Here is a 15,066-nt window from a genome sequence, read left to right on the forward strand (position 1 = left end):
AATTCCTTGGTTGGGAACACCCTGCATTTGAAATCCCTGCTGACGTGTACGCGCAGTGGGATGCAAAAGCGGCAGGCGCAGATAAAGAAGCGGCTTGGGACGCGAAGTTCGATGCTTACGCAGCAGCATACCCAGCAGAAGCGGCAGAGCTTAAGCGTCGTTTAAATGGCGAATTGCCTGCTGAATGGGAAGAGAAAGCGAACCAAATCATTGCTGACCTTCAAGCAAACCCAGCGAACATTGCATCACGTAAAGCATCGCAAAATGCACTAGAAGCATTTGGTCAAATGCTACCAGAATTCATGGGCGGCTCTGCTGACCTAGCGCCGTCTAACCTAACCATGTGGTCGGGTTCTAAGTCTCTAGAAGCAACTGACTTCTCTGGTAACTACATTCACTACGGTGTACGTGAGTTCGGTATGACGGCTATCATGAACGGTATCGCGCTACACGGCGGTTTTGTTCCTTATGGTGCAACTTTCCTAATGTTTATGGAATACGCACGTAACGCGATGCGCATGGCTGCACTGATGAAAGTTCAGAACATCCAAGTGTACACGCACGACTCTATCGGTCTTGGCGAAGATGGTCCAACTCACCAACCTGTTGAGCAAATCGCGTCTCTACGTCTAACACCAAACATGAGCACATGGCGCCCATGTGACCAAGTTGAGTCAGCAGTCGCGTGGAAACTGGCGATTGAGCGTAAAGATGGTCCATCGGCACTTATCTTCTCGCGTCAAAACCTAGCGCAGCAACCACGCTCTGCTGAGCAAGTGGCTGACATCGCTAAGGGTGGTTACATCCTTAAAGATTGCGCAGGTAAACCTGAGCTAATCCTAATCGCGACAGGTTCTGAAGTTGAACTTGCAGTGAAAGCGGCAGAAGAGCTAACCGCAGCGGGTAAAGCAGTACGCGTCGTATCTATGCCTGCTACGGATGCATTTGATAAGCAAGATGCAGCTTACCGTGAATCAGTACTGCCATCAGATGTGACTGCACGTATTGCGATTGAAGCTGGTATTGCGGACTTCTGGTACAAGTATGTTGGCTTTGATGGTCGCATCATCGGTATGACAACGTTCGGTGAGTCTGCGCCAGCAGACCAGCTATTCGAAATGTTTGGCTTTACCGTAGAAAACGTAGTGAATACTGCTAACGACCTACTGGCGTAAGCAAAGATTAAAAATGAAAAACCGAGCGATTTTGCTCGGTTTTTTTATGTCTATTCAAACTCGCTACCTTTATTGTCCAGTTCTTTCTGACCACAAACTTTACACTCAACGTAGCGATCCATATCGTGATATTCGCCACCATTAACAAAAGTGTGTGCGAATAACTTAATACGGCCCATCAGTGAAGTGTCCGTATCGTAACTGCTAGGTTTACGAGCCAAAATTTCACTATGTGGCGTATCTGACTGACATTTCTTGCAATAGTGTGACGCTGGATATGACATCATAACCTTTCCCTCTGGTTGGTAAACTGTAGAAAAAGAGCCAAAGGTTGTTCAACACTATTTGGGATGTTAGCAGTGAGAAAGTGTAAATTGTTAATGGCATCAAGGATTACATAAGTGTACAGCGAGGCGCTGCGTAATATGTCACTCTTTTGCTGCTTATAGGGGGGATATCGAGTACCATCGGTAACCGATAGAACACATATAATAAAGGCGATGGAACTATGCTGAAAGTTGCGATCAACGGGTTTGGACGAATCGGTCGGAATGTCTTACGCGCGATATATGAAAGCGGCAGGCATCAACAGATCAAAGTGGTAGCAGTCAATGAATTAGCCCAGCCAGAAGCTATGGCACATCTACTTCAGTACGACACTAGCCACGGTCGATTCGGCAAGCGCATTAGCCATGATCAAGAACATCTCTACATAAATCACGACAACGGCGATCAAGATGCCGTGCGTATCCTACATCTAAATGAAATAAAATTACTTCCTTGGCGAGATCTGGATGTCGATATCGTTTTCGACTGTACCGGTGTGTATGGATGTCGAGCTGACGGTTTAGCCCATATTGAAGCGGGGGCGAAGAAGGTCTTGTTCTCCCATCCCGGTGATAATGATCTTGATAACACCATTATCTACGGTGTTAACCATGAAACTTTAACCGCAGAACAGACCATTGTTTCCAATGGCTCTTGTACCACTAACTGTATCGTGCCGATCATTAAAGTATTGGATGATGCCTTTGGCATTGATTCTGGCACCATTACGACGATTCATTCATCAATGAATGATCAGCAAGTGATCGACGCTTATCATACCGATCTGCGTCGAACTCGCGCGGCAAGTCAATCAATCATTCCGGTTGATACCAAATTGCATCAGGGTATTGAAAGGATCTTCCCGAAATTTTCTAACAAATTTGAGGCAATTTCTGTAAGGGTACCGACGGTAAACGTTACAGCAATGGATTTAAGTGTCACAATTAGTACAAATGTGAAAGTTAATGACGTAAATCAAACCATTATTAACGCTTCTCAGTGTACATTACGTAATATTGTTGACTATACTGAAGCACCACTGGTTTCGGTGGACTTCAATCATGATCCGCACAGCGCCATTGTTGATGGTACCCAGACAAGGGTAAGCAATGGTCAGTTAGTGAAAATGCTGGTGTGGTGTGATAACGAATGGGGCTTTGCCAACCGCATGCTGGATACGGCATTAGCGATGCAGGCAGCGAAATAGAGAGCCCTTAACGGATATGGAGAAATAATTTATTTCCACCCTTGAAATAAATTATGACGATCTCCATATTCGTTAACAGATTAAAGAATTCACAGGCTTGGCAGGGTTGCCGAGTTGTCAAAAAACTTTATTTAATATTTGAGAGGACAAATCATGTCTGTAATCAAGATGACTGACCTGGATCTAGCAGGTAAACGTGTATTCATCCGTGCTGACCTTAACGTGCCAGTAAAAGACGGTAAAGTAACTTCAGATGCACGTATCATCGCATCACTTCCAACTATCAAACTATGCCTAGAAGCAGGCGCGAAAGTGATGGTTACTTCTCACCTAGGTCGCCCAACTGAAGGTGAATATGCAGAAGAGTTCTCTCTACAACCTGTAGTTAACTACCTAAACGACGCACTAGACTGCGAAGTTAAACTAGCGAAAGATTACCTAGATGGTCTAGAGCTAAATGCTGGTGAACTTGTTGTTCTTGAAAACGTTCGCTTTAACAAAGGCGAGAAGAAGAACGAAGAAGAGCTATCTAAGAAATACGCATCACTATGTGACGTATTCGTAATGGATGCATTCGGTACAGCTCACCGTGCGCAAGCTTCAACTCACGGCGTGGGTATGTTTGCTGACGTAGCGTGTGCAGGTCCTCTACTTGCTGCTGAACTAGAAGCACTAGGTAAAGCAATGAGCAACCCAGAGCGTCCACTAGTGGCTATCGTTGGTGGTTCAAAAGTTTCTACTAAACTGACTGTTCTTGAGTCGCTATCTAAAATCGCTGACCAACTTGTTGTTGGTGGTGGTATCGCGAACACATTCATTGCAGCTGAAGGCCACAATGTAGGCAAGTCTCTATACGAAGCGGACCTAGTTGAAACGGCACAAAAACTAATGAAAGAGTGTGCAATTCCAGTTGCAACTGACGTTGCTTGTGCAAAAGCATTCGATGAAAACGCAGAAGCTGAAATCAAAAACGTTGCTGACGTTCAAGATGACGACATGATCTTCGACCTAGGTCCAGATTCAACTGCAGCTCTAGCTGAAATCATCGCAAACGCGAAAACTATCCTTTGGAACGGCCCTGTAGGCGTATTCGAGTTCAAGAACTTCGAAGCGGGTACGAAAGGTATCTCTGAAGCAATCGCTAAGTCTGCAGGTTTCTCTGTAGCAGGTGGTGGTGACACACTAGCAGCAATCGACAAGTTCGGTATCAAAGCTGACGTATCATACATCTCTACTGGCGGCGGCGCTTTCCTTGAATTCGTTGAAGGTAAAGTACTTCCAGCTGTTGAAATGCTAGAAGCACGCGCAAAGTAAGAATTAAAAGAGCGGGAGAGTAATCTCCCGCTCTGTTGTTTGCTGCATGTCACAATATTCTCTGATAGAATAGCTTGAGTTGTGAGCAAACGTTTGCAAAATTTTAAATTAGTAAGTTTTAATTTTTAAAACGACAGATAAATAGGACTACATCCCATGTCTAAGATCTTCGATTTCGTAAAACCAGGTGTAATCTCTGGTGATGACGTTCAGAAAGTATTTGAAGTTGCTAAAGAGAACAACTTTGCACTTCCAGCAGTTAACGTAGTTAACACTGACTCAATCAATGGCGTACTAGAAGCTGCAGCAAAAGTTAAAGCTCCTGTTGTTGTTCAGTTCTCTAACGGCGGTGCTGCTTTCTTCTGCGGTAAAGGTCTAAAACTAGAAGGTCAAGAAGCTCAAATTCTTGGCGCTGTAGCGGGTGCAAAATACGTACACGCTGTAGCTGAGTCTTACGGTGTACCTGTAATTCTTCACACTGACCACGCAGCAATGAAACTGCTTCCTTGGATCGACGGTCTACTAGATGCGGGTGAAGAGTTCTTCGCTCAAACTGGTAAGCCTCTATTCTCTTCTCACATGATCGACCTATCTGAAGAGTCTCTAGAAGAAAACATCGAAATCTGTGCTAAGTACCTAGAGCGCATGGAAAAGATGGGTATGACTCTAGAATTTGAACTAGGTTGTACTGGTGGTGAAGAAGATGGCGTAGACAACTCTGATATGGATCAGTCTGAGCTATACACTTCTCCAGAAGACGTTGCATACGCATACGAGAAACTAAGCCCAATCAGCCACCGTTTCACTATCGCAGCATCTTTCGGTAACGTACACGGTGTTTACCAAGCGGGTAACGTTGTACTGACTCCAACTATCCTACGTGATTCTCAAGCATACTGTGCAGAGAAATTTGGTATTGCACCAAACGCTCTAAACTTCGTATTCCACGGTGGTTCTGGTTCAACTGAAGCAGAAATCAAAGAGTCTATCTCTTACGGTGTTATCAAAATGAACATCGATACTGATACACAGTGGGCAACTTGGGATGGTATCCGTACTTACGAAGCTGAAAACCGTGATTACCTACAAGGTCAAATCGGTAACCCTACTGGTGAAGCAGCTCCTAACAAGAAGTACTACGATCCACGCGTATGGCTACGTTCTGGCCAAGCGTCAATGGTTGCACGTCTAGAGAAAGCTTTCGCTGACCTAAACGCAATCGACGTACTATAATTCTTAATTGAATTAGTATTTTCGAAAACCCGCTCATTGAGCGGGTTTTTTTATATCAATACATTGATACTTCAGTATATAAATTAAGACAGTGACGCGATTCACAAAAAAAATGTGGCGAAATGTTACGTGAATGATTAGGCTTTAACGAGCCTGTACCACAATAGGTAAGTAAGCTGTTGTTTTAGATTGTCTTTGCAGAATCTTTACTTTTCTAAAATAACATTCTGAGCTATCTTGCCGGCAAACTGACATTCGTTCAGTAAGTGGATAAGGATATTGTCGTTATTTAAGCAGCACGTAGCGAAATTCGCTGCGTATTTTAAGAGGAAAATTATATGGCAGGTGAGTCAACGGGGATCGAAGCTCCATTGGTAGATGGCCTTTCTCAAGCTCAGGTTTGGTTAACCGATAACTCTGACCTTTTGGTTCAGTACGGGGTTAATATCATCTCAGCGGTACTGATTTTATTCATTGGTAACATCGTAGCGAAAATGGTTGCGAATAGCGTTGCCAAAATGCTTGATAAAAAGAAAATGGATAAAGCCGTTGTTGAGTTTATCCATGGCATTGTGCGTTACACGCTATTTGTAATCGTTCTAATTGCAGCACTAAGCCGAATCGGTGTTCAAACTGCTTCTGTGGTAGCGGTAATCGGTGCAGCGGGTCTAGCGATTGGTCTTGCTCTACAAGGTTCACTTTCTAACTTTGCAGCAGGCGTACTGATTGTAGGTTTCCGTCCATTCAAGTCTGGTGACTATGTTGAAGTTGGTGGCGTAGCGGGTAGTGTTGAAGCGATTCAAATTTTCCAAACGGTACTAAAAACACCAGACAACAAAATGGTTGTAGTGCCTAACTCAGGTGTTATTGGCTCGCCAATTACTAACTACTCGCGCCATGATACGCGTCGTGTAGACCTAACGATTGGTGTTTCTTACAGCTCAGATCTAAAACTGACTAAGAAAGTGATTCAAGAAGCTCTAGAAAAAGATGAGCGTATCCTGAAAGACCACGACATCACAATTGGTGTGGTAGCACTAGCAGATTCATCAGTAAACTTCGTGGTTCGCCCATGGTGTAAGACGGCTGATTACTGGGACGTGTACTTTGATTCAAACCAAGCAATCAAAGAGGCGTTAGATGCGAACGGCATCGAGATCCCATTTCCGCAAATGGATGTTCACCTCAACAAGGTGGAAGCGTAATTATTTCTCTGAAATAACGCAAAATAGATAGCAAAAGCGAGGCAATTAATGCCTCGCTTTTTTATACCTCAATGAATCTTAAAACCAGTATTTTTCAAGCAATCCGTTGGCTAATACTGCCGCAATGGTGAACATCATGGTCGCCACCAATATATCGATGCCTTTTTTCACTTTTGGCTTTGACAGTGTTGGACCTAACTTTGCTGCGCCAATCGACAAAGTATAGAACCAAGCAAAGGACGCCATGATGGTTCCAATCGCAAAGGAGATTCTATCTTGTCCTTCAAACTGTCCGCCAATTGAGCCAAGAATCACCACTGTATCTAAGTAAAGGTGCGGGTTAAGAATGGTCACTGCCATTGCACCTAAGATCACTGTGCGGCGACCGCGAGCCAATACATGTTGGGCTTGCTCTTGTTTCGCAGGATCGCGAAAAGCACTTTTAAGCGCTAAAGCACCATAAATCGAAAGAAACGCAATACCGCCGAGTGTCACTAAATTGAGCAGCAATTCGTTTTGTGACAGCAGCGCACCACCACCAAAGATACCGAGAGAAATAAAAATCGTATCTAGAATGCTACAGGTAATCGCGGTGGTGAGATGATGCTGGCGTTTAATGCCCTGGTTAAGCACATACGCGTTCTGAGCACCAATGGGAATAATCATCGTTGCACCAAGCCCAAACCCTTGTAATAACACCCAAAAATTCACTGTTTCCTCTCCAAAGTGACATCAAATCTGCAGCGAAGATAACGGCAACAGTAAAATAAGTATATGTAATGATTTTAATGTAATATAAGTTTTTCTTATACAGTGTGCAGCAAGGAAAAGATATGCGTGGTTTAGATTACAAATGGATAGAAGCACTGGATGCAATAGTGCAATTTGGCAGCTTTGAACATGCGGCAGAGCAGTTGTTTATTTCACAATCTGCTGTCTCTCAGCGGATAAAGCAGCTCGAAAAATTTCTCGCTCAACCCGCACTGATTCGTGAGCATCCACCCCGTCCGACTCCTGTCGGTAAAAAGCTGTTAGGTCTTTATCGTCGAGTGCGCTTACTTGAAAGCGAATTGGTTCCTGAGTTGCACAATGATGCCAGTTTTACCCCTTTAGAATTATCTATAGCCACCAACGCGGACAGTTTGGCAACTTGGTTACTTCCAGCATTAACGCAGCTTCTAAAGCGTGAACGAGTCGCGCTAAATTTAGTGGTTGATGATGAAGGACGGACGTTAGAAAAGCTCAAAGGGGGTGAAGTGGCGGGGGCGATTAGCTTGGAGTCCCAATCGATCCCAGGTTGCGATGCGGACTACCTTGGTCGAGTCGATTATCTGTGTGTCGCCAGCCCAGAATTTTATCAGCAGTACTTTGCTGGTGGGGTTAACCGAGAAACGCTACTTAAAGCCCCTACATTGGCGTTTGATCACCATGATGATATGAACGACCGTTTCTTGCATCAGCATTTTAATTTGCCCAAAGGCAGCATTCTCAAGCACACCGTGCGCAGCTCTGAGGCGTTTGTAAAACTGGCGTTGTCCGGTGTGGCTTATTGCTTGATCCCCAAATTACAAATTGAAGATGAATTGGCAACGGGGGCTCTAGTGGATATCACCCCTGGTTTCTTCCTTTCCCAACGGATTTATTGGCATCACTGGCAGCTTGAAACCGGTCTGCTCAAAGCGATCTCTGATGCGATCATAAGTCATTCACGAGAAATATTGCCAAGTTGACACAGTTAGTTTTGTGTCATTTTCATCGTAGTTGGCTGGTTAACGAGTGATATTTACTTATTATGTATTGGTCAACTATATGAATAAGGTGATTGAGATGAATAAGTTATCTTTGGCTGTGATTGCACTTTCAACCAGTTTAAGTTTTGGCGCAATGGCAAATGAGTTGAGCTTTCCACATTTGTCGACTTCTGGGTACGGTGAAGTGGTTGCTAAGCCAGATATGGCGGAGTTTTCGGTACAAGTGGTTGAAACCACAATGACTGCCGAACAAGCTAAGCAGGGCGTTGATAAAGCGGTGGCCGCTTTTCTAGCTCAACTGAAAAAGCAAGGGGTGACGGCTGATGATATTGCTAGCACTAACCTTTACATCTCGCCTCAATACCACTACCCGAAAAAAGGGCAGGCTGAGTTAGTCGGTTATCGCGCGAGCCGCACAATTACGGTAACCGTAGACGAATTAGAAAACCTTAATCGTTACCTTGATATTGCATTAAGTTCAGGCATCAACCAAGTTGATAACATTACGCTGAAAGTAAAAGATGAAGCCAAGTATCAGCAACAGGCACGGATGGCGGCGATTAATGATGCTAAAGCAAAAGCGCAGTCATTAGCTCAGGGCTTTGAACAAGATTTAGGTAAGGTGTGGCAGATTAATTACAACTCACCGAGCACGAGACCAGTTTTGATGCGCGCCATGAGTATGGATATGAAATCAGAGTCGAATGGTTATCAGGATTCAACCATAGTGATTCGTGACAGAGTGGATGTGGTTTATCGACTTGAGGAGTGATCCTCAAGCCGAACAGTAATTAAGGTTATGCGGCTGGGCTAACTGCTTGGTCCAGCTGTAGAACCATATTAGATACGTAGTGCTCGTATTTCTGTACCGCATTGTCGGTATCTTTAGCCAGTACGCACTTCACGATAGATTCGTATTCATCAGCATTGAGATTGCAGATGTTCAAGCCGTTATTAATCGCATGGAACTGATAACGTTGTAGCTGAGTCAGCAATTCAGTAAAGAAAGAAAGCATGATCTTTGAGCTGGCTGCATTCAGTAGACAGTGATGGAAATGACACAGGCGGTTCTGCCACTCTAGCCATTCATACTCATCTTGCATTGTTTTCATGCGAGATAGCTTATGGTAAGCCGTAAGCAATTCAAGCTCCCAGCTTTCATCACCATATGCAATGGCTTGTTTGAGTAATACAGGAGTGATCACACGTAAACTGTCATGCAGGTCAGTGAGTTCATCGGCTGAAATGGGTGCTACCCAACAGCCTTTTTGAGGTTCTACTACCACAAATTTAGACCAAGAAAGCTGAACCAGTGCTTCGCGTATTGGCGATGCACCTACGTCATATCGGGTCTTAAGATCAGCGACAACGAGCTTTTCACTTGGAGCAAAATTTCCGACTAAGATGTCGTGACGAATCATCTTAGCGACTTTATCAGTTAATGTTGGACTTGGCACTATACAATCCTCGCTATAGCAATCAGAGCTACTTCAACCTTGAATCTGATTTAACGGTACGGAGTACTTTCGCGCGAATATACAGCGAGGTGAATAGGGTGGCAAGCAGGTATATAAAAAAAGGGGGCATAGCCCCCTTTTTGTTTATTTGTCACTGTACATTTTAAAATTATAAAACGTGTACAGATGCAGTGTTAGTTGTACCAGAAGCTACTAGAGCACCAGAAACCATAACTACGATGTCGCCTTTCTTACCAAAACCAGAAGTTAGAGCGTACTCTTTACCGTTTTTGTAGAAATCATCAGTGCTGTCGATAGAATCAACAAGAACTGGACGAACACCTTTAGTAAGAACTAGCTGTGCCGCAGTCTTAGGGTTAGTTGTTAGTGCAACGATGCTTGCTGTTGGGAAGTACTTACGTACTGAACGAGCAGATTTACCGCCTTCAGTTGCAACGATGATTAGTGGAGCTGCTAGTTTCTCAGCAGTGTCTACCGCGCCTTTACATACTGCTTCAGTGATGCGTAGACGTGGGCTGTCTAGACGAGAACCTAGCTCAGCTTTTAGAGCAGAGTCAGTGCGGTTCGCGATTTGAGCCATGATAGATACCGCTTCAACTGGGTACTTACCTTTAGCCGTTTCACCAGAAAGCATCACTGCGTCAGTACCGTCCATGATTGCGTTCGCAACGTCACCCGCTTCTGCGCGAGTTGGGCGTGGGTTGTTGATCATAGAATCTAGCATTTGAGTAGCAGTGATAACTACTTTACGTGCACGGTTACATTTCTCGATCATCATCTTCTGAGCGAAGATTACTTCTTCAGCTGGGATTTCAACACCTAGGTCACCACGAGCAACCATGATACCGTCAGAAAGCTCTAGGATCTCATCGAAGTTATCAACACCTTCTTGGTTTTCGATCTTAGAGATGATTTGGATATCTGCACCGCCGTTAGCCGTTAGGATCTCACGGATCTCTTTAACGTCAGATGCTTTACGGATGAAAGATGCTGCAACGAAGTCAACGCCTTGCTCACAGCCGAATTTAAGGTCGTTCTTATCTTTTTCAGATAGAGCTGGAAGTTGAACAGAAACGCCAGGAAGGTTCACACCTTTGTTTTCACCTAGTGCACCGTTGTTAAGAACTTTACACTTAACTTCAGTGTCAGTCGTAGAGATAACTTCCATCTCGATTAGACCGTCGTCTACTAGGATAGTGTTACCTGCAGAAAGGTCTTGTGCGAAACCTGCGTAAGTTACTGCTACAGTTTCTTTGTTACCTACAACTGAAGTATCAGTTGTGAAAGTGAATTCTTGACCAGCTACTAGATCAACGTCGTTACCGCCTTCTAGTTTGATAGTACGGATTTCTGGACCTTTAGTATCTAGAAGGATAGCTAGTTGCTTACCAGTTACTTCCATTACTTTACGGAAGTTATCGATACGAGTGCCGTGTTCAGCGTAGTCACCGTGAGAGAAGTTTAGACGCATTACGTTCATGCCAGCGTTTACAAGTTCAGTTAGCTTCTCTACTGATTCAGTTTTAGGGCCAATCGTACATACGATTTTGGTCTTTTTCATGGAAGATACTCTCCGGTAAATAAATATAGTTACAATTTCAAACCTAGTTTCTGAAAGTGTCGGCGTTATGCCGAACACTTCCGCTCCTGAAGCAAGCGCTGATCATTACATTTTGTGCCTGTAAGTAATCAGTGTAGTTACGCCTTCTGTATTTGCTCCAGTTTTGAAAGTCTTTTATCGAATTTAGTCATTTTATGACCATTCTGACTTCATAAAAGCGGGTTTTTTTGCGATTTTCACCACTTTACCCACCTTTGATTGCAAAAAAATTGCCGAATTCTGTAATTTTTTTTCTTTTCGGTTGCGAATTCTACCACCGAATCAAATCAATATCACTGCTTAAGAATTGTCTTAGGACAAGGTTTTCTCTCTAAATATTAATTTTTTGCTTCAAAATAAATGGACGAATAAGTTTCGAAATGACTATAATAAATTACGAATCGAAACTTAATGTCAGCCAGCTAATGTCAAAACGAAACACACAACTAAGAAGACACGCGATTTCAGCCTTGGTGAATACTAAAGGTGAGGTCAGTGTCGAAGAGCTTTCGATCAAATTTGAAACCTCAGAAGTCACAATTAGAAAGGATCTCGCTTCATTAGAGAAAAACGGTCAATTATTGCGCCGTTATGGTGGTGCAATTGCGCTCCCTTCGGAAGTTGTCAGTGAAGAATTGAATGGAAAAGTTTCGGTTCGTAAGATTGAGTTAGCAATAGCCGCTGCAGAGTTAATCCGAGATCACAATCGTATTGTTATCGACAGTGGCAGTACGACAACGGCATTGATCCAACAGCTAAATGCTAAACGTGGTTTAGTGGTAATGACTAACTCTCTAAGTGTCGCCAATGCGCTTAATGAACTGGAAAGTGAGCCACATTTGCTGATGACTGGCGGTACTTGGGACGCGCATTCAGAGTCCTTCCAGGGTCAGGTCGCTGAAAGTGTACTACGATCGTATGACTTTGATCAGTTGTTTATCGGCGCTGACGGCGTAGACCTAGAACGCGGAACGACCACGTTTAATGAACTTGTTGGACTAAGTAAGGTCATGGCGGAAGTGTCGCGTGAAGTGATCGTCATGGTCGAGTCTGAAAAAGTGGCGCGTAAGATCCCTAACTTAGAACTTAGCTGGGATGCGATCGATGTCTTGATTACCAACCAAGATCTCTCGCCAGAGTACCAGCAACAAATTGAATCACAGGGCGTAAGAGTCATTCTTGCGTAAATAAAATTTAGGGCCTTTGCTTGCTGCCCTTTGGAAACATAAAAAATCGGAGAAACTTTATGTGCGGAATCGTAGGTGCCGTAGCGCAACGAGATGTAGCAGAAATTCTGGTCGAAGGACTTAAACGCTTAGAATATCGTGGCTATGACTCGGCAGGGGTGGCGGTGGTCGATAGCCAGTCTAATCTGACTCGTCTGCGCCGTTTGGGCAAAGTGAAAGAGCTCGCGGACGCGGTAGAAAGCGCGCAAGTTTCTGGCGGCACTGGTATTGCACATACTCGCTGGGCGACTCATGGAGAGCCTTCTGAAATTAATGCTCATCCACATATTTCAGGTGATATCACCGTGGTACATAACGGCATTATCGAAAACCATGAAGAGCTACGCGCAGTGCTGCGTGAGCGCGGTTATGTGTTTGAGTCTCAGACAGACACTGAAGTGATTGCGCACTTGGTTGAGTGGGAGCTGCGTTCCGCTTCGTCGCTTCTTGAAGCGCTGCAAAACACCGCGAAGCAGCTTGAAGGCGCTTATGGTACTGTTGTGATGGATCGTAGAGATCCAAGCCGTTTAGTCGTGGCTCGCTCGGGCAGTCCGATTGTCGTGGGCTTTGGTGTTGGTGAGAACTTCTTAGCATCAGACCAACTTGCACTGCTTAATGTGACACGTCGCTTTATGTACCTCGAAGAGGGAGATGTGGCAGAAATCACTCGTCGTGAAGTAAACGTCTTTACTCAAAATGGTGAGCAAGTAGAGCGTGAGATTATCGAATCCAATGCAGAGCATGATGCGGGTGATAAAGGTAAATATCGTCACTTCATGCAAAAAGAGATTTATGAGCAACCAACCGCGTTGATCAATACTATGGAAGGACGCCTTACTGTCGATTCAGTCGTTACCAATGCGATTGGTGTTAAAGCTGTTGAAATTTTAGATAAAGTAGAGCACGTGCAGATTGTTGCCTGTGGTACTTCTTACAATGCGGGCATGGTGGCACGCTACTGGTTTGAAGATATCGCAGGGGTGAGCTGTGATGTCGAAATCGCTTCTGAGTTCCGTTACCGCAAGTTTGTGACTCGTCCAAATAGCTTGTTGATCACCTTATCGCAATCAGGTGAAACCGCCGATACACTTGCGGCGCTGCGCTTGGCGAAAGAAAAAGGCTACATGGCAGCAATGACCATCTGTAACGTGGCGGGTTCATCTTTGGTACGTGAATCTGATTTTGCCTTTATGACTCGTGCCGGTGTAGAAATTGGTGTGGCGTCAACCAAAGCCTTTACTACCCAATTGTCAGCGTTGCTGATGCTGGTAACGGCATTAGGCAAGCAGCAAGGTCGTATTGATCAATCTCGTGAGAGTGAGATTGTTGAAGCACTGCATGCACTGCCAAATCAAATTAACCAAGCTTTGTCGCTCGAGAAAGAGATTGAAGCACTCGCTGAAGATTTTGCCGATAAGCACCACACGCTTTTCCTTGGTCGCGGAGAGTTTTACCCAATTGCGATGGAAGCATCACTTAAGTTAAAAGAGATCTCTTACATTCACGCTGAAGCCTACGCAGCGGGTGAGCTGAAGCATGGCCCGTTAGCACTGATTGATGCCGATATGCCAGTCGTGGTCGTTGCACCAAGTAACGATTTACTTGAGAAGTTGAAGTCGAATATAGAAGAGGTACGCGCGCGCGGTGGTCTTTTGTATGTATTTGCCGATGCGAATGCGGGCTTTGCGGCAGATGAAACGATGAAGATCATCACTATGCCACACGTCAGCGACATTACTGCGCCAATCTACTACACCATTCCAATGCAGTTACTTTCTTACTATGTTGCTTTGATTAAAGGTACTGACGTAGACCAACCTCGTAACTTAGCGAAAGCGGTTACCGTAGAATAATATTTCACCGAATTAAATTAGTTTAAGCCTCCACTGATGTTGTGTCTGTGGAGGTTTTTTTGTTGTATCGAAACCGTTGTAACGTCAGCGTTTAGACGTGTTGCTCTGCGAAAAGCTGCGTCTAGTTTTTTGATTTTGTTGATAGTTTTCATTCGGTTGAACATATTGAACAACAGGGAGATTTAGTTGCAAATGATAGTTGCAAATTATGGCCGTTAAAATGATATTAAAATTATATTAATTTAATTATCAAAATATTTTATTGCCTAAAGTGTTTATTAAAACTTGTCTAAACAATAAAAATATATCCTGTGTCTTGTTGAATATGTGCTTTGATAAAACTGTGATAAATAGAATGTTTTAATTTTAGTGAAAAGATAAGGATCACACTTAACTATTAATTCTATTCGATTAATAAGTTTTTTGTTTGATTATTGCTCGGTCGGATTAATTTTAATTAGTAGTGAGAAAAATGAAGTCTATATTCAAATCAAGGCGATTAGGGTTAAAGGGTTACAGAGCTTGGTATACCTTTGATTTTAAACTTTCTATCCTACCATCTTGCCGTCATATCTAGTCTTTTATACTCGTCCCACTTGAAGTTGTAGCGGTGCTGATTGGCACTCACAAACCTCATTACATAGTACATCTATGCTCAGAGGCTTTGTTCCTTGGTCGCCTACCTACACCTCCAAGT

The 15,066-nt window shown here is 43.9% G+C and carries 13 protein-coding genes; 9 read left to right on the forward strand and 4 right to left on the reverse strand.

The genetic code is table 11. The annotated features are described in order from the left end of the window. The coding region (locus tag IRQ95_RS14175) for a transketolase-like TK C-terminal-containing protein (protein ID WP_284438309.1) at nucleotides 1–1,175 on the forward strand (1,175 nt) is incomplete at its 5' end. A gap of 50 nt (nucleotides 1,176–1,225) precedes the next feature. On the opposite strand, the gene IRQ95_RS14180 is transcribed toward IRQ95_RS14175, so the two are convergent. Beyond that, on the reverse strand, nucleotides 1,226–1,462 hold the full coding sequence (locus IRQ95_RS14180) for a hypothetical protein (protein ID WP_194437538.1): 237 nt from the start codon (nucleotides 1,460–1,462) through the stop codon (nucleotides 1,226–1,228). A gap of 221 nt (nucleotides 1,463–1,683) precedes the next feature. Between IRQ95_RS14180 and epd the strand changes: the two genes are divergently transcribed. From epd to mscS, 4 genes are all read left to right on the forward strand, one after another. Further along, nucleotides 1,684–2,709, forward strand: a complete 1,026-nt coding sequence (epd, locus tag IRQ95_RS14185) for an erythrose-4-phosphate dehydrogenase (protein ID WP_194437539.1) — start codon at nucleotides 1,684–1,686, stop codon at nucleotides 2,707–2,709. 153 nt (nucleotides 2,710–2,862) lie between these two features. Then, complete coding sequence (locus IRQ95_RS14190) at nucleotides 2,863–4,023, forward strand: phosphoglycerate kinase (protein WP_194437540.1); 1,161 nt, start codon at nucleotides 2,863–2,865, stop codon at nucleotides 4,021–4,023. A 156-nt stretch (nucleotides 4,024–4,179) separates the two neighbouring features. Then, complete coding sequence (gene fbaA, locus IRQ95_RS14195) at nucleotides 4,180–5,256, forward strand: class II fructose-bisphosphate aldolase (RefSeq protein WP_194437541.1); 1,077 nt, start codon at nucleotides 4,180–4,182, stop codon at nucleotides 5,254–5,256. 338 nt (nucleotides 5,257–5,594) lie between these two features. After that, the gene (mscS, locus tag IRQ95_RS14200) at nucleotides 5,595–6,461 is read left to right on the forward strand and encodes a small-conductance mechanosensitive channel MscS (protein WP_194437542.1); all 867 of its coding nucleotides are present in this window, start codon (nucleotides 5,595–5,597) and stop codon (nucleotides 6,459–6,461) included. Between the two features lie 78 nt (nucleotides 6,462–6,539). Here mscS and IRQ95_RS14205 read toward each other — a convergent pair whose 3' ends face one another. Continuing rightward, nucleotides 6,540–7,172 carry a LysE family transporter gene (locus IRQ95_RS14205; protein ID WP_194437543.1) on the reverse strand — a complete coding sequence of 211 codons (633 nt, stop codon included), beginning with the start codon at nucleotides 7,170–7,172 and terminating at the stop codon, nucleotides 6,540–6,542. Between the two features lie 122 nt (nucleotides 7,173–7,294). Between IRQ95_RS14205 and IRQ95_RS14210 the strand changes: the two genes are divergently transcribed. Then, complete coding sequence (locus IRQ95_RS14210) at nucleotides 7,295–8,191, forward strand: LysR family transcriptional regulator ArgP (protein WP_194437544.1); 897 nt, start codon at nucleotides 7,295–7,297, stop codon at nucleotides 8,189–8,191. 79 nt (nucleotides 8,192–8,270) lie between these two features. Next, complete coding sequence (locus IRQ95_RS14215; protein WP_194437545.1) at nucleotides 8,271–8,984, forward strand: oxidative stress defense protein; 714 nt, start codon at nucleotides 8,271–8,273, stop codon at nucleotides 8,982–8,984. A gap of 25 nt (nucleotides 8,985–9,009) precedes the next feature. Here IRQ95_RS14215 and IRQ95_RS14220 read toward each other — a convergent pair whose 3' ends face one another. After that, on the reverse strand, nucleotides 9,010–9,669 hold the full coding sequence (locus IRQ95_RS14220) for a GntR family transcriptional regulator (protein WP_194437546.1): 660 nt from the start codon (nucleotides 9,667–9,669) through the stop codon (nucleotides 9,010–9,012). A 169-nt stretch (nucleotides 9,670–9,838) separates the two neighbouring features. Then, nucleotides 9,839–11,251: a pyruvate kinase PykF gene (pykF, locus tag IRQ95_RS14225; protein WP_075649585.1), complete on the reverse strand. Its 1,413-nt coding sequence runs from the start codon at nucleotides 11,249–11,251 to the stop codon at nucleotides 9,839–9,841. 464 nt (nucleotides 11,252–11,715) lie between these two features. On the opposite strand from pykF, the gene IRQ95_RS14230 reads away from it, so the two are divergent. Further along, nucleotides 11,716–12,477: a DeoR/GlpR family DNA-binding transcription regulator gene (locus IRQ95_RS14230; protein ID WP_194437547.1), complete on the forward strand. Its 762-nt coding sequence runs from the start codon at nucleotides 11,716–11,718 to the stop codon at nucleotides 12,475–12,477. Between the two features lie 59 nt (nucleotides 12,478–12,536). Further along, on the forward strand, nucleotides 12,537–14,369 hold the full coding sequence (glmS, locus tag IRQ95_RS14235) for a glutamine--fructose-6-phosphate transaminase (isomerizing) (protein WP_194437548.1): 1,833 nt from the start codon (nucleotides 12,537–12,539) through the stop codon (nucleotides 14,367–14,369). Nucleotides 14,370–15,066: the final 697 nt, after the last annotated feature.

Origin of the sequence: Vibrio fluminensis, from assembly GCF_015278125.1 — a bacterium.
GTDB lineage: Bacteria > Pseudomonadota > Gammaproteobacteria > Enterobacterales > Vibrionaceae > Vibrio > Vibrio fluminensis.